The sequence below is a fragment of the Acinetobacter sp. YH12126 genome (genome assembly GCF_013418745.1).
GTDB classification, from domain to species: domain Bacteria; phylum Pseudomonadota; class Gammaproteobacteria; order Pseudomonadales; family Moraxellaceae; genus Acinetobacter; species Acinetobacter amyesii.
In genome coordinates this window covers 154,338-176,841 of record NZ_VPBM01000002.1, presented here as the reverse complement: position 1 = coordinate 176,841, position 22,504 = coordinate 154,338, and the positions used below count along the sequence as shown (strand labels likewise).

At 42.1% G+C, this 22,504-nt stretch carries 16 protein-coding genes; 7 read left to right on the top strand and 9 right to left on the bottom strand.

The genetic code is table 11. The features are described from left to right. Nucleotides 1–16: 16 nt before the first annotated feature. From FTU62_RS00870 to FTU62_RS00860, 3 genes are all read right to left on the bottom strand, one after another. Entirely contained in the window at nucleotides 17–685 is a 669-nt protein-coding gene (locus tag FTU62_RS00870; RefSeq protein ID WP_180035009.1) for an SCP2 domain-containing protein, read from the bottom strand. Nucleotides 686–701: 16 nt separating this feature from the next. Beyond that, nucleotides 702–1,646, bottom strand: coding sequence for a bifunctional demethylmenaquinone methyltransferase/2-methoxy-6-polyprenyl-1,4-benzoquinol methylase UbiE (gene ubiE / locus FTU62_RS00865; protein ID WP_180035008.1), 945 nt, complete (start codon nucleotides 1,644–1,646; stop codon nucleotides 702–704). 226 nt (nucleotides 1,647–1,872) lie between these two features. Continuing rightward, nucleotides 1,873–2,586 (bottom strand): hypothetical protein, encoded by a 714-nt coding sequence (locus FTU62_RS00860; RefSeq protein ID WP_111885630.1) that lies wholly within the window; start codon nucleotides 2,584–2,586, stop codon nucleotides 1,873–1,875. A gap of 205 nt (nucleotides 2,587–2,791) precedes the next feature. Here FTU62_RS00860 and FTU62_RS00855 point away from each other — a divergent pair, with 205 nt between their 5' ends. Further along, nucleotides 2,792–4,210 carry a phosphate--AMP phosphotransferase gene (locus tag FTU62_RS00855; protein WP_078192821.1) on the top strand — a complete coding sequence of 473 codons (1,419 nt, stop codon included), beginning with the start codon at nucleotides 2,792–2,794 and terminating at the stop codon, nucleotides 4,208–4,210. Nucleotides 4,211–4,351: 141 nt separating this feature from the next. On the opposite strand, the gene FTU62_RS00850 is transcribed toward FTU62_RS00855, so the two are convergent. Further along, complete coding sequence (locus FTU62_RS00850; protein WP_180024754.1) at nucleotides 4,352–4,873, bottom strand: hypothetical protein; 522 nt, start codon at nucleotides 4,871–4,873, stop codon at nucleotides 4,352–4,354. A gap of 179 nt (nucleotides 4,874–5,052) precedes the next feature. Between FTU62_RS00850 and FTU62_RS00845 the strand changes: the two genes are divergently transcribed. The 6 genes from FTU62_RS00845 (at nucleotide 5,053) to FTU62_RS00820 (ending at nucleotide 19,429) form a co-directional block, all read left to right on the top strand. Continuing rightward, nucleotides 5,053–8,835 (top strand): exodeoxyribonuclease V subunit gamma, encoded by a 3,783-nt coding sequence (locus tag FTU62_RS00845; protein ID WP_180101508.1) that lies wholly within the window; start codon nucleotides 5,053–5,055, stop codon nucleotides 8,833–8,835. After that, the gene (locus FTU62_RS00840; RefSeq protein ID WP_257223020.1) at nucleotides 8,832–12,602 is read left to right on the top strand and encodes a UvrD-helicase domain-containing protein; all 3,771 of its coding nucleotides are present in this window, start codon (nucleotides 8,832–8,834) and stop codon (nucleotides 12,600–12,602) included. The genes FTU62_RS00845 and FTU62_RS00840 overlap by 4 nt, the downstream gene beginning before the upstream one ends. 194 nt (nucleotides 12,603–12,796) lie before the next feature. Beyond that, on the top strand, nucleotides 12,797–14,524 hold the full coding sequence (gene recD / locus FTU62_RS00835) for an exodeoxyribonuclease V subunit alpha (protein ID WP_257223030.1): 1,728 nt from the start codon (nucleotides 12,797–12,799) through the stop codon (nucleotides 14,522–14,524). Nucleotides 14,525–15,392: 868 nt separating this feature from the next. Beyond that, nucleotides 15,393–15,662 (top strand): 30S ribosomal protein S15, encoded by a 270-nt coding sequence (rpsO, locus tag FTU62_RS00830; RefSeq protein ID WP_067761248.1) that lies wholly within the window; start codon nucleotides 15,393–15,395, stop codon nucleotides 15,660–15,662. Between the two features lie 272 nt (nucleotides 15,663–15,934). After that, nucleotides 15,935–18,022 (top strand): polyribonucleotide nucleotidyltransferase, encoded by a 2,088-nt coding sequence (pnp, locus tag FTU62_RS00825; protein WP_111885640.1) that lies wholly within the window; start codon nucleotides 15,935–15,937, stop codon nucleotides 18,020–18,022. 138 nt (nucleotides 18,023–18,160) lie between these two features. After that, entirely contained in the window at nucleotides 18,161–19,429 is a 1,269-nt protein-coding gene (locus FTU62_RS00820; protein ID WP_180101506.1) for a magnesium transporter CorA family protein, read from the top strand. A 35-nt stretch (nucleotides 19,430–19,464) separates the two neighbouring features. On the opposite strand, the gene FTU62_RS17305 is transcribed toward FTU62_RS00820, so the two are convergent. From FTU62_RS17305 to FTU62_RS00795, 5 genes are all read right to left on the bottom strand, one after another. After that, on the bottom strand, nucleotides 19,465–19,671 hold the full coding sequence (locus FTU62_RS17305) for a DUF2147 domain-containing protein (RefSeq protein ID WP_180066201.1): 207 nt from the start codon (nucleotides 19,669–19,671) through the stop codon (nucleotides 19,465–19,467). Nucleotides 19,672–20,071: 400 nt separating this feature from the next. After that, the gene (locus FTU62_RS00810; protein ID WP_180101504.1) at nucleotides 20,072–20,335 is read right to left on the bottom strand and encodes a YdcH family protein; all 264 of its coding nucleotides are present in this window, start codon (nucleotides 20,333–20,335) and stop codon (nucleotides 20,072–20,074) included. Between the two features lie 81 nt (nucleotides 20,336–20,416). Next, entirely contained in the window at nucleotides 20,417–20,755 is a 339-nt protein-coding gene (locus tag FTU62_RS00805; protein ID WP_111885626.1) for a chaperone modulator CbpM, read from the bottom strand. A 10-nt stretch (nucleotides 20,756–20,765) separates the two neighbouring features. Continuing rightward, nucleotides 20,766–21,728 (bottom strand): DnaJ C-terminal domain-containing protein, encoded by a 963-nt coding sequence (locus FTU62_RS00800; protein WP_180101723.1) that lies wholly within the window; start codon nucleotides 21,726–21,728, stop codon nucleotides 20,766–20,768. 141 nt (nucleotides 21,729–21,869) lie between these two features. Continuing rightward, nucleotides 21,870–22,334, bottom strand: a complete 465-nt coding sequence (locus FTU62_RS00795; protein WP_078192815.1) for a DUF2147 domain-containing protein — start codon at nucleotides 22,332–22,334, stop codon at nucleotides 21,870–21,872. Nucleotides 22,335–22,504: the final 170 nt, after the last annotated feature.

The window sequence follows — 22,504 nt, the reverse complement described above, 5'->3', positions numbered from 1 at the left end:
GTGCAATTACCTAGTCTTAAGTGTTGTCTTGTAATGAGTCAATTTGGCTATGCAGTTGCTGAATTTTTGCTTCTGCACGGTCCAGATTTTGATTCAAAATTCGTGTGTCTTGATTCAGGTCATCCATCTGCCAACGTGGGGCAAACAAGCCAGAATCTTCTTTTAACGCGTCTTCAGCAAAGAACAAATGGCTTTGTAAAGTACGTTTGAGATATTTGGGTGCAAGTTGCAACTTACCAATTTCATGCGCAAGGCTTGGACCTATCCAAGGGCTTAAATGCGAAGCTAAATCGGGCTCAGCTTGCTGCATAATGCGTTGGATATCCTGCAATAAATGATAATCACCTTGCAATGGGATATTGCCGACATCTTCAGCCAACAGCAGTTTAAGGAGCTCGACGACCGTTTTGACATGCAAGGTCGCCGTTGCTTCGGTCGTACTTGACTGCTGCTCGAAAGGGCGTTGCTCAAAGATAGATGCGGTTTCAGAGTGTCCTGTTGGCGTCGGTTCTAAGCGAACTTTCTGATTGTCAAAAAACACATCCACCGACAACTGTGGTGAATCGATCACCACACGAAGCATTTTGCCTTGCAATTCATTCAGTTGGATGCGAGTAATAGCATCCAGATCAATGAAATGATGAATTAAGCGTTCAACTGCACCAAGTGCGAGAATCGACCACATAGTTCAGCCTGCAGTATTAAAGTTTGAAACCACGATGTACGGCTACGATACCACCCGTTAAGTTGTGATAATCACAGTTTTGGAAGCCTGCATTTTCCATCATACCTTTAAGAGTACGTTGGTCTGGGTGCATACGAATTGATTCTGCAAGGTATTTATAACTTTCAGAGTCATTTGCTACGATTTTGCCCATAATTGGTAATGCAGTGAATGAGTATAAGTCATACAGTTTTGAGAATGGTTCAAATACCGGTTTAGAGAATTCTAAAATCAGTAAACGACCACCTGGCTTAAGAACGCGGTACATTGCAGCAAGAGCAGCATCTTTGTCAGTCACGTTACGTAGACCAAATGAAATGGTTAATAGGTCAAAACTGTTGTCTGCAAAAGGTTCTAAAGTTTCAGCATTGGCCAAAACGAAATCGACATTGGTACAACCAGCATCAATTAGGCGGTCACGACCGACATTGAGCATCGATTCGTTAATGTCTGAAAGCACCACATGACCTGTCGGACCAACTTCACGACTGAACACTTTAGCAAGGTCACCTGTACCGCCTGCAATATCCAGTACGTGCTGACCGCGACGAACACCTGACATGTTAATGGCAAAACGTTTCCATAGACGGTGAATACCAAATGACATTAAATCATTCATGATGTCGTATTTCGCAGCCACTGAGTGGAAAACTTCCGCGACTTTTTGCGCTTTGTCTTCGCTGCTCACGGTCTGATAACCAAAGTGTGTAGTTGGCCCAACATTACCTGTGTTCGCGCCACGTGGCAGATTATATTTGGGTACTGAACCTGTCACAGGTGTGTCGGCCAGACGTTGTTCTAAAGATTGTTGCTGACCTTGCGCTGTCCCTTGTGGTAAAGGTTCAGTTAAGAATGGACTCGCTTTGTCTGTATTTTGTGCCGACTCAGGTGTAGGGGCAGGCGTTTGATTCTCGTTAGACATTAGAGTCACTCCTAACTTATAAATAGGGTTAATGTTGCTTTGCAAGCATGATGACAGATTCTCTGCTGTTATACAGCAGTCATTTGCATTTGTTGTGAATAATATACAGAAAAAATAAGGGGCTGCTGTAATTGCTTTGCAAAACCCCTATAAAAAATCTGAATTCAGCTTTGAGCGCCCTGTTTGTTTTATATCAAATAAGGGCTGAATGGGGATGATAATTTTGTTAGGCCGCAGGCTGAAACGGGTTCGGGTCTCCAGCATGTACACGATCAATGATTTGACGTTCTACAGTGGTAAATTCACGCACAAATTTTTCTGCTGACTTAAGTGGTTTCATTGCGAGAAAGCCATCTTGCATAAAGTCATACATCACTTCGAAGTTATATTTTATTGCTGCACCTTTGCACATCTTAAAGGCGGTATAGACCATAAATGAGCGCATATATTTATCTAGATTACGACCTAAATCGTCCAATAGTTGCAGCTGTAACATACGGTCCTTGCCCTGATCAAGCTTAAGATAAGTCTGGCGCATCATTTCATCGGTTAGGGTCAGATTGGATGGATAATCTTCTAATAATTGCATGGCCACTTGTTCATCAAGCTGTACGGCCAATATCGCAAGTTGTACGCCCGAAGTACCAGTCTTTATAGCATTGTCTGGAATCAATTTTTCAGCTTTGTGTGCATAGCGCGTGAGACGAGCAATTTGTGCTGCTAATGCATCAAAATCAGGACCGCCATATAAACGATTAATAAAATATTCAGACATCAGCACATTGTGTTTTTCAGCAAATTGTATGGCATGTGTGCGTTGCATACGCTGTTTTTGCCACTGCTGGACATCTTGTAAACGCTGTAAAATTTCTGGCTTTTTGTGGTAGTTCAACTGGTAATACAGTTCAAGTAAATCATCTAATACTGCAAGTTTGGACATTGAGTGTCTCAATTATTTTTTAGATGTTTGAATCTTAGTGGGTGTTGTAGCTTAGGGCTATGACAAAGTGACGAAATTACAGGTTAATCTGAGTCAGTTTGTTGCAGAAATGGTCATATTTTGCATTTCAGCATATACATGAAAGCATTGTTGTGTGATGAACGGCATGGTTATACTCAAAACAGAATAAAACCAAGGGTCCGCCATGAGCTTAAAAGAAACAGAATTTCAATTGATGGATGAAGAACAACTCTCGGTTGAGCTAATTGAAGCGCAATATCAACTGAAAAATACCAGCCGTCAGCCTAATGCCAAAAGCGTGTTGATTTTAGTCAGTGGAATCGAGCTTGCGGGTAAGGGCGAGGCCGTCAAACAGCTCCGCGAATGGGTCGATCCACGTTACTTAAGGGTGAAAGCGGATGCCCCGATCATATTTAATCCAAAACAAACCTTTTGGCAGTCTTATGCACGGTTTATTCCTGCCGAAGGGCAAATTATGGTGATGTTTGGAAACTGGTATAGTGATTTGCTCAGTACCGCCATGCATGTGTCGAAGCCTTTGGATGAAACCTTATTTGATGAATATGTCGAGAACATGCGGGCTTATGAACGAGACCTAAAAAATAATCATGTCGATGTGATTAAGGTCTGGTTCGATTTATCTTGGAAATCTTTACAAAAACGTTTGGATGAAATGGACCCGAGTGAAGCGCGTTGGCATAAATTGCATGGTTTAGATTGGCGCAATAAAAAACAATATGACAACTTGCAACGTTTACGTCAGCGTTTTAGTCATGACTGGATCATTATCGACTGTGAAGATGAGCAAGTCCGTGATCAGCAATTTGCACAGTATATTTTACGCACTTTAAAACATTGTCCAACACATGAAACTAAAGCGGTAGGGCGTTGGAAACAAGCCAAAACACCACAGGCTTTATTGGAGCCAAGTACAGCAGTCGCTGATGAAGCCGATTATAAAAAAGAATTAAAAAAATTAAGCCGTAAGGTGGCTGAAGCTTTACGTTTTGATTCACGCAACGTGGTGATCGTGTTTGAAGGGATGGATGCCGCAGGGAAAGGCGGAGCAATTAAACGTATTGTTAAAAAGTTAGACCCACGCGAATATGAAATTCATACCATAGCAGCACCTGAAAAATATGAACTACGCCGTCCTTACTTATGGCGCTTTTGGAATAAAATTGTCCCTGAAGAGAAAATCACGATTTTTGATCGCAGTTGGTATGGTCGTGTTTTGGTTGAGCGGATTGAAGGATTTGCTAATACCGTTGAATGGCAGAGGGCATACGATGAAATTAATCGCTTTGAAAAGGACCTATATAACACTCAAACGGTTGTCATCAAGTTCTGGTTAGCCATAGATAAGGATGAGCAAGCTGCGCGGTTTAAAGCCCGCGAAGAAACCGCACATAAACGGTTTAAAATTACTCCAGATGACTGGCGGAATCGTGACCGTTGGGATGACTATCTCAAAGCTGCTGCAGATATGTTGCAACGCACGAATACAGAATATGCGCCGTGGCATGTGATTGCGACCAATGATAAGCATAGTGCTCGTTTACAAGTGCTAAAAACGATTTTAGCGCAGTTGAAAGCAGATTGATTTTATGAAAAAAGCCACGCAATTCGTGGCTTTTTTCTTCATTTTCAAAACTCGCTCATTTTCAGATTTACTTAATCTTTAGATCTATGGTTTAAATCACTTTGATTCTTAAATCTTGTTGATGCGCTATACATCGTTTCGTTAACCATTGTTAGGTGTTGGGACAGGTTGGTTCGGAAATTTCTGTTGAATACGTTTCGCCAATTGGTAGCTTTCTTCTACATGGGTTTCAGCGACTTTTTTCATCACAATATAACCCAAACTGGCTGCCACCAATTGTCCACCTAATGGAATAAATTTAGTGACTTGTTTGGTAATATATTTTGCTGCAATGTTATTTAGCGATTTTTTCATCGCGGTTCGTGCAACCACTAAACCAGAAAATTCGACACCACGTTTACGCAGTTCAGTCCAATGAATTTGTTTGGTTTTTGGATCATACACACTAATTTGATCTGGCGCTAAACCAAAACGCGCATTAATTTCTGGAATGAGCTGTGACAAAATTCCGACATCAATCACCACATCCAAAAATGGCACAGGAATAATGGCTGCACCTGCTGAAAAATAAGCACGTTTTTTAACGAGCTCTAAGCATTCAGCGCGAATAATGTCCAGATTTAAGTTAGGGTCGATGGAATCAGGAATGTTATCAATTTTCATAAGCAAATACCCTTAATACTGGATTGGTTTTTTTCTCATAAAGTATCATTAAGATACTTGTTTAAAAGCATTTTTTGCAATCTATTCTCTTGTCAAAGTCGCATAGACAGCCCAAGATGTATAGTAAATAATCATTGTTGTTTTGTAGTAGTTGGTCATTCAGGCTGTAAAGGTAATCCATGGCAATACATGTAATTCAGAGTCAAAGAATCGAAGTTTTGGTGGATTGTCTAATCAAAAAATTGAAATCAAATCAGTCGACTAATGCATTATCTGTCTTGCAAGAACGGCATATCGTGGTACCCGATCAAGCCATTGCAGCATGGTTAGAAAAACAAGTTGCTGAAAAAATCAGTATTAGTGCCAATATTAAGCATTATCGTAAAATTTTAGGGTTGCAGTGGAAAGCCTACGATTGGGCCTTGCCGAACAAACAAGACCGTGAGCGAATTAAAGGTATCAACATGCCGCCATTGATTATGCAATGGCGTATTTATAATGCTCTAGCCGGTTTTATTGCGGCTGATAAGTTTGATGCTGCTCAGATTCCGACAGACGTGCAGCCCTTAGTTCAGCGTATTTTTGACAGCACAGCACAACTCTCAGATCAAAAAAAACGTGAGCAAAAGCGCCAAGAAATGTTGTACTGGATCGCTGCTCAAGTCACTCGGCTTTTTACCAACTACATGGCCTTTCGTGGCAGTTGTATTCATACCCCGGATGAAGGTGTTGAGCAATGGATTTGTCCACATTGCGATACCGACTGGCTAAAAGCGTGGAGTCATAACCAGCCATTAAATATTATGCAACTCACAGGTCTGAAACCTGAACAAGCTGATGAATATTTACCGACGCAGGCTCGACAACTAGAGCAATGGCAGCGTTGGCTGTGGCATCAAGTATTCAAAAAAGATTTTAATGACCGTCAGGAAATAGATAATAAATTTTGGTTTGCCTTGGCGCATGCTGAGCAAAATCGGCAGCAGCAGTTTGATTTGGATGCTGAGGATGATGAACGCGATGATGAGCGTCATCAAACCTATAACGGTTTACCTGAACAGATTTTCGTCTTTACTACCTTAGAACTACCACCTGCACAACTCAAATTTTTGTATCGTTTGGCGGCGTATACCGAAGTACATTTGTTGTATTTCAACCCATCGCGTGAGTATTGGGCAGACATGGTCGATCCTGTTTGGAAAGATCGTTATAACCTAAAATTGCAACAGCGTTATATTGAACGAAATCCTAATGTCAGCACAGCGCAAATTCAGGCCTATCTGAGTACGACCAATGCGGAATTTCGTGAATCACAGCATTCATTATTGACTCGTTTAGGCAAACGTGCGCGGGATAACTTTGCATTATTGGTGAATATGTCTGGTGGCGAAGGCTGGGAAGATATTTTTCCAGATACTGAGCCGACAACGCTGCTCGCTCAAATTCAATATGACATCATGACTCTAGAAGAGCCCGAACAGCATCAATATGCACTCGCGGGTTCAGATGAATCGATTCAATTTCATGTCTGTCATTCTAGCCTGCGTCAGTTAGAAGTTTTACGTGAGCAGTTGGTACATTGGTTGGCCGAAGGCTCGGAACAAGAGCCACGCCATCCGAGTGATATCTTGGTATTGGTGCCAAATTTAAAAGAACTGGAACCGCATATTCGGACGGTCTTTTCGACGACTCGAGGCATGGGTCGCAGTGCTGTGGATTTACCTTATATCCCAGTAAAAATTGCAGGAGTGGTTAGTCAAGATATTCAAAATGCATGGAAAGCCTTTGTTGGACGCATTGAAATTAGCCAAGGTCGTTTTACCGCCGAAGATTTTCACGATTGGTTGAATTTGAATGCGGTGCAAGAACTGTATCAGCTCGACCATGTGCAAATGGAACGTATGATGGAGCTGCTAATTCAAGCCGGTTTCCGTCGTGGTTTAGATGAACAGCACATGTTGGCTTATTTGTCTGAGCAAGACCGAGATTATCGTTATACCTTTAAATTTGCTTTAGACCGTTTGGCGTTAGGGATTGCGATTCCACAGCATGCCGTATTTGAGAATACCTTAAGTTTCGTAGGGGTGCAGAGTAGTGATTTTGAGTTGGTGCAAACCTTAATTCAGATCTATCAAGATATCAGTGCGCGTCGAGATTGGCTTAATCCGAACCTCAGTGCACAGACGGTCAAAGCGTGGTTGCAACAGCTAGATGCAGATTTAAAACCTTTTGTTGAAGCCAGTGGTCGAGCATTTGAAACCATACGCGGTGTGATGCGTGCAATGACACAACGACTGAAAAATGCCCAAAGTGAAAAAGTTGAGTCGCTACCAAATAGCTTTAATTTACCGCTATCTTTATTGCTCAAGGAGATACAACAAGGCATCGATGGTTCTGTCGATCAGATCGAACCAACTGGTTCAGTGACCTTTGCAGACATGGGTAAAATCCGTCAAGTCCCATTTTCACTGGTGGTGTTGTTGAACATGGATAGTGGAAAATTCCCACGTCGTGATCAGAAAGTACCTTTTGATTTAATGGATGTGTTTAAGCCAGTATTGGGTGATCGCTCACGTTTGGAAGATGATAAAGGTGCATTTTTAGATGCCTTGTTATTTGCCCGAAAGTCCTTATGGATTTTCTATAATGGCTTTGATGTCAATGGAGGTGAAAGTCGTGAACCATCATCTGTCATTTATGAGTTTAGCCAATTCCTCGCTCGAATGATTCAACCCCAGCAGTTAGATCAGCCACATGATGCCATGTTGGATTTGGATGGATTACGAATTCCAGAGCAACTCGAACCGCTCTATCATATTTATCCTTTGCAGCCATTTGACCCGACAGGATTTCAGCAGTCGAAAAACGTACGATATAAAGATCAATGGTTTGCTGTGGCGGAACATATTTTAAATCAGTCTGGACAACGCCAACCCTGGATTAACCTTGATTATCCAGTGCATGATGCACAAGAAGTAAGGGTGTTAGATGGTCAGGAATGGATTAAAGATGTGGTATTCCCAGCTCGGGCATATTTGAAAACGCTTGGTGTGGCCAGTGTGTATACCGGTGATCAGTTACCACAGAAAGAGCCTTTATTACTTGACCGTTTACAGCAATACCATGTCCGTGATTTGTTGCAAAAGCATTATGTGCAGCCTGCATCTCGTGTCAATCAAGCTGAGGATCAGAACTCTACGACTCCAACTGAACCAGATATAGCATTATTCCAAGATGTACTGCCTGTAGGACATAGCCAAATAGCAACGTGGAAGCTCAGTTTGCAAGAGCAGACACAATTGTTAGCACGTTTAGATGGACGTTGTGTAACTGCGACCACTTTACAAAACTTACAGCTTGAACCGCATTTGATACTGAGCATCACCGTGCCTGAAGACCGTCAGAGTATGCATTGGTTAAGCTGTATGGCATCTGGGGCAAAGCCTAAACGTCAGACGCAAACGTGGCTCGAATATCTACTGTGGTTGAGCTATTTAGACTTAGGTGATGAGGGGGCTGCATATCGTCGGGAAGTGATTTGTAATGATAAAAGCATAGTCTGTTGTGGTTTAAGCTCTGCACAAGCCAAGCTACAGCTCAGTGAATGGCTGGCGATGTGGAAACATGCGCAAAAACGTCCTGTGGTGCTGCCTGCTGCTTTAATTCGCCAAGAAAAATGCACTTGGGTGGAAAATGAAACAGGCCAACTCATGCCTGATAATTTTGCAAAGCTTCAAGAGGAATGGCTGAAAAATCATAGTTTTGGTGGAGTGGAGTTGGAGTCGAATGAAGCCAATAGCCACCATCGTGATTGGAGCTTTATTTTACAGCAACAAGCGGCAGATGAGCTTCTGGCATTGTCCTGTCGTTATTATGCAGAACGTTTATATTATGTGATGGATACCGAGTCGGATGACGGCCTAAAAAAACTTAATGTCATCAAGCCTGAGGTGAAAAAATGAATATGCCACAGCAAACGATGAATATGTCCACCAACCCGATTGCAGACATGAGCTTTACGGGACTGCATTGGATTGAAGCTTCTGCGGGTACTGGTAAAACCTATACGCTTTCCAGTCTGATGGTGCGGATTTTTCTCGATCGTTATATGCCGAATCAGGTCATTGCCACTACCTTTACACGTAAGGCTACAGCGGAACTCAAAGCGCGAGTTCGGCTGCGGATTGAAGAAACCCGTGACTTTATTTATAGCCTGTTAGCGGCATCTCAAGATGAATTGGCCGAACTTCAGCAAAGTTTGAGTGACCCTTTGTATCAACAAATACTAAAAGATCATGGGCATCATTTAGATTATGCTTACAATCGGCTGAATGTGGTTTTACAACAATATGAAGAATTGTTTGTTGGGACCTTGGACAGCTTTAGCCAAAAGCTATTACGTGAATTTGCTTTTGAAAGTGGTCGTATTGAACAGGTGCAAATCAGTGAAGATGAAGATCTACATATTGAACGTATTATTCATGATTTATTAAGAGATTGGATTCAGCAGCAGCCTGCGCATTTGATTGAATATTTGATGTTGAATCATCAGTTGAAAGGTCCTGAATACTATCTGGGCGTGGTAAAGGAAAGTCTAAACTTCCCATCGGTGGATTTACGCGTCCCTGAATTACCCGAAAATGCTTTGGCGCATTTTGAAGCGATGTGTCAACAGCTTGCGCAAATGCTGCCTGCTGCTCGTGTAGAACTTGCAGCGTGTTTTGATGCCGCAAGTCATTATAAGAACCTTGTCGACGCTCGACGTTTTAATAAAGGGGCATTCTTTGTCACCTTTAACACACGCATTCCCGAGTTTTTACAGCACTTTGAAGCTGCGGGTAGCCAAGGGGTTTTGACTCAGTCCGACGTGTTACAACCGACGATGAAAGCCATTCGTTCATTGTTTTATGATCCGAATAAAACTGAATTTAAGCCACGTGTCTTTAAAGACAAAATCGTTGAGGAACAGCCGGATGTCTCAAAAGAATTTTATCAACATGCTTTTGTTCAACAACTCCGAGCGGTGCTCAGCGCTTATGAACATATCAATCAAGCAGAACAATATCTAAATTTTTATTTGGCGCAGGAAGTTAAAAAGCGTTTGCCTCAAGTGTTGTCCCACGCTGGGGAAACTACCTTTTCACAGCAAATTAGGACTTTATCGGAAGCCTTGCAGCAAAGTTCATCAGCAGGGAAAGATAGTTTTGCCGCTCATGTTTTAGCACGATATCCGCTGATTTTAGTCGATGAATTTCAAGACACCAACCAAGATCAAGATGACATGCTTTCTAGCATTTGGCGGGTCAAGGAGCGCTTACATCAGGGCTGTATGATTATGGTCGGCGACCCCAAACAGGCGATTTATGGGTTCCGTGGCGGTGACATGCTGACCTATCGTAAAGCGCGTCATGATATGCAAGCCAAGGGTGGGCGTTGTTATACCTTGAACAAAAACCATCGTTCAGTCAAAAACTTGGTTGAAGTGGTGGATGCCTTGTTTCATCGGCAAATGGACTTTGGTGAGCAAGTTGAATACACCCCGATTCAAGCAGGTGAGCGTGAGCATCCACCGTTGATTGATCATGATCAAGTCAATCCACAACCGCTGCGTTGGTTGGCTTTGGATGAAACGCTGAATGAAGCAGAGCAAGTGGCTTGGCAGATTCAGTCATTGCTCAACCAAGCTCAGCAAGGACATTTATATTTTCAAGACAACAATACCCAGCGAGCACTGACAGCAAACGATATTGCGGTCTTGGGGCAAAACCATTTCGACTTAGAGCAAGTGCAACAATGTTTATTGCAGCTGGGCGTTCCTTGTTATAAAGCATCACGGGACAGCGTCTATAAAAGTTCCGTCGCACAAGACGTTGCCGCTTTGCTGACCGCAATTTTAAATCCTTATCAAGAAGCCAAGGTGAAACGTGCGCTGCTGAGCCGTTTATTGGGTTTTGATCTGAAACAACTGGTCGCACTCGAACAGCAGGCAGATGGACTGAGCGAAATTATCGAAAAACTCGAACAGATCCGACAAATTTGGAATGAGCAAGGATTCCGCAGCGCGTGGAATAGCTGCATGACGGTCTTTCAGGTGTGGACGCGTTTGGTGGCTGGGCAAAGTCGAGATAATGAACGCACAGTGGTGAATTTACGCCATATCGCAGAATTATTAAGCCAGCAAAGTGAACATTACACAGGTGCACATAAGCTTTATCAATGGTTTATTCGCCAAATCAATTTAGGCATCAATAATGAAAGCACCCAAGAGCGAAAATTGACTGGGCAATTGGGGGTGCAACTGATGACGATCCATGCATCTAAAGGCTTAGAGTTTGGTTGTGTATTTTTATTGGGAGCAAATGCAGGCTTAAGTGAAAAAGGCAATTTGAATTTTTCCCTTAAAGACAATCAGCAAAAAAGCCTTGGGTTAGAACGTGTGATTGCCGTGAAGTCTTCGGACTTACCCGAAGATGATATTCAACAAAATGAAGCACGCAATGAAGCAGAGCACCATCGTTTGTGGTACGTGGCGTTGACCCGTGCCAGTTATCGTGTCTATGCCGTGCTGCGTCATCATGAAGTCGAAAAGAAACAAATGGCAGAAGCGCGTTCAGGACTGACTTTTTGGCGTGGAAGCGCACCTGATCTGTTCCAACATGCAGAAAGTGTGGATGCTGATGTTTTGCGTGCAGCACCACCAATTTTGACTCAGACTCAGGTTGAAACTGTTGTATTAGACGCGGCAGAAATTCCCAACAGCCATTTTTATCCACGGGAAACCACCAGCTTTACCGCGCTCACGCGCACGACGCATAAGGCACATATACAACGTGACCAACTGGCAGCGGTCATGACCGAGCCAGAAGACAGTGCTGCCGATGAAGTTGAACAAATTGAAATCATTGAAGCAGAAACTGCAGAGAAAATTAGCTGGATTAAACGGCATTTTCCAAAGGGAACCAAGCCCGGAAGTTTCTTGCACAAGTTGATGGAAAAAGTTCGATTTAGCACTCCAGAAGATAAGTTGGCCAAAGCCATCGCATCGCGCTTTCACAGTGATGTTGAGTTTGATTCGCCGCAAATATTGCAAAATTTGATTAAACAGTTTGGGCAAACGGCGAACCCTGAACAAGACGAAGCTGAACTGATTGAAGAAATGCAGGCATGGTACAGTCAAATCATTCATACACCGTTGCATGATGGTTTTAGCCTGCATCAGTTAAACGATGGTGAATATCGTTCAGAAATGGACTTTCATTTAAGTATGGCAGATCGTGCATTGGCAATACGTAAAATACGCATGCTATTTGAAAGCCTAAATGAGCCAGATTTACGGATACAAGATTTGAATGATGTGTTTACAGCACGCTATCTGACGGGGTCGATTGACTTGGTATATTATGATGGTCAGCGTTATCACATTGCCGATTATAAAAGTAATTTCTTAGGCGATCAGACCGCACATTATAATCATGCCTATATTCGAGAAAGTATGAGTCATTCTAGTTACTGGTTGCAGGCGGCATTATATTTGGTGGCCCTACATCGTTATTTGAAAGCCGTGATGAAAGACTATGACATGAAGCAGCATTTGGGTGGGGCGAGTTATTTGTATCTTCGCGGTATGGATGGACAGTCCGATCGTGGGGTATATCACTGGAAGCCGGCGGATACATTCATTCAAAACCTCGATGCAATATTGAGCGAAAAGGTTGTGGCTAAAACGTGAATAAGCACGAAAAAGATAAAAATATTCACGCTGAAACAATAAGTTACATTGTGGATAAGTTTGAGGATAACTGTGTGGAAAATGATCAAAAAGCCTTATCAGCACAGCCTTTGCACGCGGGACAAGAAAATACTGTAGAAACGCAGGTTTTAGTTCCCCAAAATACCCAAGAAAAAGCTGATTTAGATGCGGTTTTGCCGGATTGGATTGACTATTTAATCCAACATTATTTACCCGATCAGGCCAGTCATCCTGCTGCAAATCAGTTAATTCAACAATTGATGCAAGCCGTGGAAAAAGGCGATAGTTGTATTTTGGCCGAAGATGCGCAGATTCAATGTTTGGCTCAGATGGTTCAGCACGAGCAAGCTGAAAAAACACCTGTTGCGCCTTTTATTTTTGATTCACAGCGACTTTATCTTTATCGCTATTGGGCACTAGAAAATGCTTTAGCCAAGCAAGTTGCACGTTTAAAACAGCAAACAGAGCAAAATCTCAATCAAACGCAGATGCTGAATATTGAAAAGGATTTACTGACCGATCCACATCAGATTCAAGCACTGCACATGGTGTGTCAGCACAATTTTAATATCATTACCGGTGGGCCTGGGACAGGTAAAACCTATACCTTGGCACGGATTATTGCCGTGTTGAATGAGCAAAATCCAAATATAAGAATTGCGATGGCAGCGCCGACAGGAAAAGCGGCGCAGCGAATGGAGGAAGCCTTACAAGCAGCGTTTAAAGATCCTGCATTGCAGCATTATTCGATTATTCATAAACAACTGAAACCTATAACTTTGCATCGTCTATTGGGATTAGGGACGCGCGCTATCCCGCGGTTTAATGAACGTCAACGCTTACCCTATGACGTCATTGTGGTCGATGAAGCCTCTATGTTGGACTTAAGTTTGGCGCAGATGCTATTCGCGGCAATCCCTCAACACAGTAAGCTGATTCTATTGGGGGATGCAGAACAGTTGGCTTCGGTCGATGTTGGTGCAGTTTTGGCTAATCTTCAGGATGTCGATGCCTTACAAGCCAACCGTACCCATTTACAGACCAGCCGTCGTTTTGTACAGGGTGCAGCCATTGGTGAGTTTGCTCGTTTTATTCAACAACAAGAACAGCAGCAAACAACCACAGAAGTTCTGGCGAAATTCGAACATCAGGTGGTATCTGCATCCGAACTTCAGCCGATTCAACTGACACCGAATATGAGCGATGTGATTCAGTTGCAATATCTCCCCGAAGCCACGAACAGTGCGGCACATTGGGCAAAATATTATGATCAACTGATGTATGGTTTTCAGCCCTATGTGGCATGGTTAAAACAATGGCCAGAGCAACCCGCTGAATATACAGATTGGTTAGCCCAATTGATTCGCTATTTTGATGATTATCGGATTCTATCGGCCATTCGACATGGAAAATTAGGCTTACACGAACTCAATCAGCAGATTGAGCTACGGGTCTTAAATGCCTTGGGTGTGTTGAAACAAGGGGATTGGTATGTCGGTCGTCCAGTCATGATGACCTATAACGATTATCAACTTGGACTATCAAATGGTGATATCGGGATTTGCTTAAAACGACCGATGACGGAAAAGTCGCAGTTTGAGGTTTATTTTCCAAGTTTGGATAAATGGGTTGTGGCAACACGGCTACCTAAAAGTATAGAAACCGCCTATGCCTTGACCATACATAAGTCTCAAGGTTCTGAATTTACCCATACGGCGGTAGTTTTGGAAAATCATGCAACCGAAATGATGAGTAAAGAGCTGATTTATACCGCCATCACTCGTGCGAAAAAAGTGGTGAGTTTACTTGTTGCAAAAGATGCATTGGCAAAAGCGCTTATAAAAAGAACAGCACGAGTTAGTGGTTTGTTAGAAAAAATTAACAATCACCTATCTTTGTAAAGCCTGGGAAAAATGTACCGTATTTTGTAAGAAATAGCTTACATTGATTCAGGAGATTTGCGCATAGAGCTTCTTAGAGCTTTTTGAGAAGATGACTTCACAGAAAAAGAACTCAACACGGATGGTTGAGTAAAATCGCAAAAGTATAAGAATAACGTCAAAAGACAGCGAACTTACAGTGAAGTAAGGAAATAGGAAACTTACAGCCGCTAAGCCTTGTAGTTTTGGGAGAGACTACAAGGCTTTTTTATGTATAGAAAATAAGAAATGCCTATATGCTGTAACAGAAAAGAAATAGAGCTTAACCGATGTACGAAAAAGCTTACATATAGATACGAAAAATACGACTTTTATCTAACAGCCGTTGTGGCAAAATCTACCACATAAGGAAGTGCAAGTTAAAACATGGAATGTTTAACATAAGGACGCGGAAAAGCGCCACATAAAACAATAAATAATAAAACAATAACTAAAAAAGAAGAAACTACAGCGCAAAAAAGCCCGAGCCCAGCTCGGGCTTTTTTTTAATTATTCCAGTTTGAGTTTTGTATGCTAAACATCGAGTGGCAAAATATATCAAAAAATCAGTTTAAAATTCATTCAATGACATCGTATTCAACATGTTAGAAATATGCGGTTTTGTGTCGCATAAAGTATCGAAACATATAAAAAAATTATAATGAAATTGAGATGAAAAATAAGGCGCTATTGTCGTCATGAAAACCTGACGAAGTCGGCCATCTCTTTTTGCAATTAAGACGATTTTCCCTTAATATAATGCACTTGCTGTAGTGATGCACGGCAGTCAGCTGATTTATCAGTTGATTCGTATCAAAAGTTAACTTTATAAGCATCTCGGAGAAATCGAATGGCTTTAACAAACGCAGATCGCGCAGAGATCATTGCAAAATTCGCTCGCGCTGAAAACGACACTGGTTCACCAGAAGTTCAAGTAGCTCTTTTAACTGCTCAAATCAATGATTTACAAGGTCACTTCAAAGAGCACAAACACGACCACCATAGCCGTCGCGGTCTTATTCGTATGGTTAACCAACGTCGTAAGCTTCTTGACTACCTTAAAGGTAAAGACGCTACTCGTTACAGCGCATTGATTGCTGCTTTAGGTTTACGTCGTTAATTCGATTTAAACTTTTATTTTCGGACTATTGCATGCTAAGTGCCGTATTACTGAAAACTAAAGTCTATCCAACCTTGGTTGGATAATGGGGAGGGGCGATGATTCGCTCCTTCTTTGTGTCTTAAATTAGTATTTTAAATTAATGTTTTTAATCTCTAGTGAGGTCGGCTTCTAAGCTTTGTCATTTATGTTACAGCGTTTGGGGCGTTGAATGAATGCCAAACCTTAGGGGTCTCCACTAGAATAAAATCAGGAAAAAATAAAACATGTCGATGTTTAATATTATTCGTAAAGAATTCCAATATGGTCAGCATCAAGTTGTCCTAGAAACAGGTCGTATTGCGCGTCAAGCGAATACTGTGATCATCACTATGGGTGGTGTACAAGTTCTTGTTGCTGTTGTTGCTCAGCCAACAGCGAAAGCAGGTCAAGACTTCTTCCCATTGACTGTTAACTACCAAGAAAAACAATATGCTGCAGGTCGTATTCCAGGTGGTTATGGTAAACGTGAAGGCCGTGCGTCTGAAGCTGAAACGCTTATTTCACGCTTAATTGACCGTCCAATTCGTCCATTGTTCCCAGAAGGTTACTACAACGAAATTCAAGTGACTGCGACTGTTATTTCTTCTGATAAGACAATGGAAGCTGACATTGCTGCAATGTTAGGTACTTCAGCTGCTCTTGCAATTGCGGGTACACCTTTCCGTGGTCCAATCGGTGGTGCACGCGTTGGTTTAATCAACGGTGAATACATCCTAAACCCGAACCACGAACAGCTAAAAGAATCTGACCTTGACCTTGTGGTTGCAGGTACAGAATCTGCGGTATTGATGGTTGAATCAGAAGCGAAAGAACTTTCTGAAGACCAAATGCTTGGCGCTGTATTGTTCGGTCATGACGAAATGCAAATCGCGATCCAAGCGATTAAAGAATTTGCTGCAGCTGCTGGTGCAACAGAGTCTACTTGGACTGCACCTGCGAAAAACGAAGAGCTTCGTGCGAAATTAAAAGAAGCGTTTGAAGCGAAAATCTCTGAAGCATACACAATCGCGGTTAAACACGATCGTTATGCAGCACTTGATGCGCTTCAAGCTGAAGCTGTTGCTCAATTCGTTCCAGAAGAAGACGTTGATGGTATCGCTGACGACTTAGCTGAATTATTCGAAGACCTTAAATACCGTACAGTACGTGACAATATCTTGTCAGGTAAGCCACGTATTGATGGCCGTGATACCAAAACAGTTCGTGCGCTTGACGTACAAGTTGGTGTATTAGACCGTGCTCACGGTTCTGCATTATTTACACGTGGTGAAACTCAGGCGTTGGTAACAACAACTTTGGGTAATACACGTGATGCGTTAATGGTGGATACATTAGCAGGTACGAAAACTGACAACTTCATGTTGCACTACAACTTCCCTGCATACTCTGTAGGTGAAACTGGTCGTGAATCTGGTCCTAAACGTCGTGAAATCGGTCATGGTCGTCTAGCGCGTCGTGGTGTACAAGCTGTTCTTCCTGCAGCTGACCGCTTCCCGTACGTGATTCGTATCGTATCTGATATTACTGAATCAAATGGTTCATCTTCAATGGCGTCTGTATGTGGTGCTTCTTTATCACTTATGGATGCTGGTGTGCCAATTAAAGCGCCAGTTGCTGGTATTGCGATGGGTCTTGTGAAAGAAGGCGAACGTTTCGCAGTGCTTTCTGACATCTTGGGTGATGAAGACCACCTTGGTGATATGGACTTTAAAGTAGCCGGTTCTGCAAACGGTATTACTGCACTTCAAATGGATATCAAAATCGAAGGTATCACTGAAGAAATCATGGAAGTTGCATTAAACCAAGCGTATGCAGGTCGTATGCACATCTTAAATGCAATGAACCAAGTGATTTCACGTGCTCGTCCTGAAATTTCAATGCATGCACCTACATTCCAAGTGATCAACATCAACCCTGATAAGATCCGTGACGTGATTGGTAAAGGCGGTGCAACAATCCGTCAAATCACTGAAGAAACCAAAGCGGCAATTGATATCGAAGACAACGGTACAGTTCGCGTATTTGGTGAAACCAAAGCGGCTGCTTCTGCTGCTGTTGCGAAAATCCAAGCGCTTACTGCTGAAATCGAACCAGGTACAATCTACACTGGTAAAGTAATCCGTATCGTTGAATTTGGTGCGTTTGTAAACATCCTTCCAGGTACTGATGGCTTACTTCACATCTCTCAAATTTCTAACGAACGCATTGCGAACGTTTCAGACGTATTGTCTGAAGGTCAAGAGATCAAAGTACAAGTTGCTGATGTCGACAACCGTGGTCGTATCAAATTAACTATGAAAGACATCGAACAAGCTTAATGGTTTGTTGATTCACAGGGTTTCGGCTCTGTGAATGGATTCACAAAAGCCTTGAGTGTAGTCAGAGTATGAACTTTGACTTGCTCAAGGCTTTTTTTATGGCATCATGCAAAAAGTAAACACAATAATAAATGAGATATGCAAACCTATTATTTTTTTCAGCATCCAACAGCGGCGCATATCTATGTGCAAGACCAAGCGCAATGTGAGCATCATCCTGAACTTGAGCCTGAGTTTATTTGGATTGATTGTACCCGTGAAGATGTCGTCAACCGTCCAGAGCAATGGCAGAGTGATATTTTTCAGGCATCAGATCTACGGGTCAATGAATACCATCTGCGGGATATTTTAAATTTAGAGCATCCTTGTGCTTTTGACACACTCGATGATTATGATTTATTAATTTTTAGAAAAATGGTCACACCCGATGATCAAATTGTTGCAGGTGCAGAAGCCCTTGAAAAGCATGAGCGGGTCTTTGGTTTGGCGACCACTCCGATCAGTTTTTTGATCACGCCCCAAGTGCTGATCACGGTGCGCGAAAAAGGCAACAAAGCCATTGAAAGTTATATCCAACGGATTGAAACTTTAATTTCTCGTCCGATTGATGAACAAAATAAACCACGAAAATTAGCCATTACACCCTTAGATTTGGCATTGCGCTTACTGAATAATATGGTAGATGGATACTTGGATTTACGTGTTCCTTTGACCCGCCGTGTCGAGTTCTGGCAGCGAGAATTGCTGCAAGGCCATCGACGTTTTACCAAGTGGCATCAGCTGCTGCAGGAAAATATGGCCTTTCAGCAAGTGGAAAATTTGTGTGAAGAGCAAATTGAAGCTTTGCAAGAACTGCGTGATGAAGTTGTAGATAATTACCCGCATTTGAAAGGTAAAAAGCGCAGTGAAAAGCAGGATATCATGCTGGTTCGCGTAGATGATTTAACCAGCCATATCGAACGCATTCAAAAACATACCACACGATTACGCAGTGCCGTGCAGGCCGCCATTGATCTGCATTTTTCAGCCGTTGCTAACCAAACCAATGAAAATATGCGGATTCTGGCGATTATTACGGCAATTTTCGCACCATTAACCTTATTAACCGGTATATACGGTATGAACTTTGAGTTTATTCCGGGACTCAAATCGCCAACCGGTTTTTGGATCATGCTCGGCATCATGCTGATGACCACGATTTTACTACTGTATTATTTTTATCGACGGCATTTGGTCGGGCGCGGTGAAAAAAGCGTGATTGATATGTTGGCACAGCAGCACGGCGATCAACACATGAATCTGTTTTGGTTTATGGATTATGAACCAATCAAACAGACGGTGAAGGGCACAGTCAAAGGTACGGTTAAAACCATGAAAGAAATTGAGAAGCTGACGAAACTCAAATAGTTCGCGTCAGTTTCTCTGATGGGTGGGTTTAGTTGCTAATCATTACGAATCCATGTTGTACTACGTCCGAGTGCAGACACGCCAATATAGCCGCGCATGGTTAAACGTTTGCCATTTGCACTCAGCTTGCCTTTGCCTTTATAGACATTGCCCGAGAGGGGATCCAGCACGGTTCCATTGCTATATTGATTTGGATGTTGTGGGTCTGGTTTAAATTCTTTGATAATTTCGGAACCTATCAAAACCCATTTTTGAGTTTGCCATTACATTTTAAGCATACTTCAACCAAGGGTTTGTACTGCAGCGGGTGTATTGCAGTGAGTGTTCCACTATACGTCCCGTCGGCATTTTTGACGATGGTGACATCGCCGCGTGAATATCCTGCTTAGTCATCAATTGTTTTCCAAACATCGGTCATATCACTGGCATGCAACAGACCGCTGAAACTGAGTAATGCTCCAAATAGCACATGATGTATTTGCATGATGAATCCTTTGTCATGATTTTATTGTTTTTTAAAAATCTGCAGTACAACGCGATTTGACCGATCCTTATGGTCTTAGTAATTCAATTGCGTAGCCTTGTGGGTTGTACTGCGAACGACATGCATCATGAAAAATCCCCTATACATGAATCGATATCTCAAGAGATATCATCATTTTCGTTACTTTTCAGCAAGCGATAAATTTCATCTTTTAGCTTTAATTTCTTACGCTTAATGGTCTCAATATCCGTGTTATGGTGATTGACAGGATTTAATTCCAATTGAATAATTTCACGATCTAACTCATCATGTTCTTGAAAGATCCGTGCAAAATATGGATTTTCATCACGTAACTGAGAGACCAAATCACGGTACTCAGGAAACATGTTTTTGACTTTTTTATTGCAATCTCGTGTTTTCATGGTTGTCGATCACTTCCTCTACAAGACAAACTCTACAAGAAAAGAAAAACGCCCTGCGAGGCAGAGCGTTCATGATTACATTTAATGTGAATGAAACTGTTGGTGTTTGACTTGGCGACGTAGTTGTTGAACTTCGTCAATTAAATCAAGCATCATAGCGACCGCAGTAAAACTGGCATCGAAATCTCGTTGAAGCCGATACGCACGCCGTGCGCGAGATATATCATCGCCAAAAAATTGATGAATCCTGTCTTCTGAACGGCTAGGCAGAATATCGTATTCGAGTAGTTGCAGAACCCATTCTGGACTTTGCCCACAGGCAGAGGCAAAGTGTTGTAGATCAAAACTACTTTTTTCGTCTACGATTTCAGTCTGTTTACATCCGTCACAGACAATTTCACGATAATGAATTGTTGTCATGGTGCTCTCCTTAAGACTGTCGTGGATTAAATGACGGAAAAGCTTGAGCAAAAGCCGCATATGCTTGTTGCTCTTGTTCGGTTTGTGCAGCTGGTATCTGTATATTTAAAATCAGGTAAAGGTGTCCGGGTGTTTTATTTGGTATCCCTTTGTCCTTTAATCGTAGCTGCTGACCAGTACGTGCATTTTTAGGAATTTGTAGTTCTAATGTTTTGCCATCAGGACTGGTAAATGCAATTTTTTGACCCAATGCGGCTTCCCATGGACTGATATTCAGTTGTTGGAAAATATCAACGCCTTCTACACGGATTTGCTCAGTTTGTTTATACAAAATTTCAATGTATAAATCGCCGGCGGCTCCACCGTTATAGCCAGCTTGCCCTTGGCCGGAGAGTCGAATTTGTTGACCTGATTTCATACCTGCAGGAATTTTGACTTGCAGGGTTTTACGTTGGACTTCAGGCTCACCATGGGCGTTGAGGCTTGGAATCTGTAAGGTGATATTCTGCGTTGCACCATGAAATGCGATTTCTAAATCCACTTCTAAACTGGCGTGTTGGTCTTCACCACGGAAGCTCTTGGTTTGGCGGTTTGCACGTTGATACTGGTAGTCACCGCCACCAAAGCCTTGCCCAAAACGACCAAACAAGTCTTCAAATCCACTAAAGTCCGCATGCTGACCATCAGTCGTCGATTGGTGATAAAACTGAGATTGGTCAAAACCACCTTGGTTGCCAGCATTAAACCCAGCAAATCCTTGAGGATGATCGAGTTCAAAATCGTATTGTTTTTTCTTTTCGGCATCACTTAAAGTGTCGTATGCAACATTAATCGCTTGCATACGCGTTTCAGCATCAGCTTCTTTGCTGACGTCAGGGTGATATTTACGCGCCAATTTTCGATAGGCTTTTTTAATTTGATCTGCCGAAGCATCTCGGGCGATCCCTAAAGTTTGATAGTGATTGTCTGGCATACTCTCTGTATAAATATTGACCATGTTTTAATCAATATAGAAGGGTTCATCAAACTGTCATAGGGGCAAACTGCAGCTTATTGTTTCAAAACATGACAATAAAAAAGCCTCACGAGGAGGCTTTTAAAAACACATTTAAAATTAATATTTTATCCAAGTGACACTACGACCAATCACAGATACACCAACATACCCACGTATAGTTAAATGTTTTCCTGAAGCACTAAGTCTTGCTTTGCCTTTATAGATTTTTCCACCAATCGGGTCCAGAACTTTACCGTTTTGGAATTCACGTGGATTTTTTGGATCTTGTTTAAAGTCCCAAATAAATGGCAAGCCGATAAAAGGTTTATTTTTCAATTCACCTGGGCAGTTCGAGCAGACGCCCATTTTTTCAGTGCCAGGGACATTGCGTGTGGTGACAATGATGCCTTCATAGCTTCCATCGGCTTTTTTGCGAATTTCAACGTCTGCACGCGAATATCCTGTACGGTCATCGACGGTTTTCCACTTCCCCACTAGCGGATCGGTTTCCGCAGCGATTGACAATCCTGACAAAGTGCTAAGTAGTATTCCGGCAAATAATTGTTGATATATTTTTTTCATTTCATCCCCTGAAAATTCAGAATTGTGTTTTTAGAGTAAGTTGCCTAATTTATATATAAAGTCCTACAAAATCAATGTGATAGTTTGTGATGTATTTGGCATATTTTTTTAAAACGCTGCTTTAATATGGAGTTTTTACTCTAATTTTTAAGTTAAAAAGGCCTTTAATG

Bases quoted from the DNA above. Each gene is read 5' to 3' on its own strand.
- FTU62_RS00870 (WP_180035009.1), bottom strand. From the start codon at position 685: ATGTGGTCGATTCTCGCACTTGGTGCAGTTGAACGCTTAATTCATCAT.
- ubiE (WP_180035008.1), bottom strand. From the start codon at position 1,646: ATGTCTAACGAGAATCAAACGCCTGCCCCTACACCTGAGTCGGCACAA.
- FTU62_RS00860 (WP_111885630.1), bottom strand. From the start codon at position 2,586: ATGTCCAAACTTGCAGTATTAGATGATTTACTTGAACTGTATTACCAG.
- FTU62_RS00855 (WP_078192821.1), top strand. From the start codon at position 2,792: ATGAGCTTAAAAGAAACAGAATTTCAATTGATGGATGAAGAACAACTC.
- FTU62_RS00850 (WP_180024754.1), bottom strand. From the start codon at position 4,873: ATGAAAATTGATAACATTCCTGATTCCATCGACCCTAACTTAAATCTG.
- FTU62_RS00845 (WP_180101508.1), top strand. From the start codon at position 5,053: ATGGCAATACATGTAATTCAGAGTCAAAGAATCGAAGTTTTGGTGGAT.
- FTU62_RS00840 (WP_257223020.1), top strand. From the start codon at position 8,832: ATGAATATGCCACAGCAAACGATGAATATGTCCACCAACCCGATTGCA.
- rpsO (WP_067761248.1), top strand. From the start codon at position 15,393: ATGGCTTTAACAAACGCAGATCGCGCAGAGATCATTGCAAAATTCGCT.
- pnp (WP_111885640.1), top strand. From the start codon at position 15,935: ATGTTTAATATTATTCGTAAAGAATTCCAATATGGTCAGCATCAAGTT.
- FTU62_RS00820 (WP_180101506.1), top strand. From the start codon at position 18,161: ATGCAAACCTATTATTTTTTTCAGCATCCAACAGCGGCGCATATCTAT.
- FTU62_RS00810 (WP_180101504.1), bottom strand. From the start codon at position 20,335: ATGAAAACACGAGATTGCAATAAAAAAGTCAAAAACATGTTTCCTGAG.
- FTU62_RS00805 (WP_111885626.1), bottom strand. From the start codon at position 20,755: ATGACAACAATTCATTATCGTGAAATTGTCTGTGACGGATGTAAACAG.
- FTU62_RS00800 (WP_180101723.1), bottom strand. From the start codon at position 21,728: ATGCCAGACAATCACTATCAAACTTTAGGGATCGCCCGAGATGCTTCG.
- FTU62_RS00795 (WP_078192815.1), bottom strand. From the start codon at position 22,334: ATGAAAAAAATATATCAACAATTATTTGCCGGAATACTACTTAGCACT.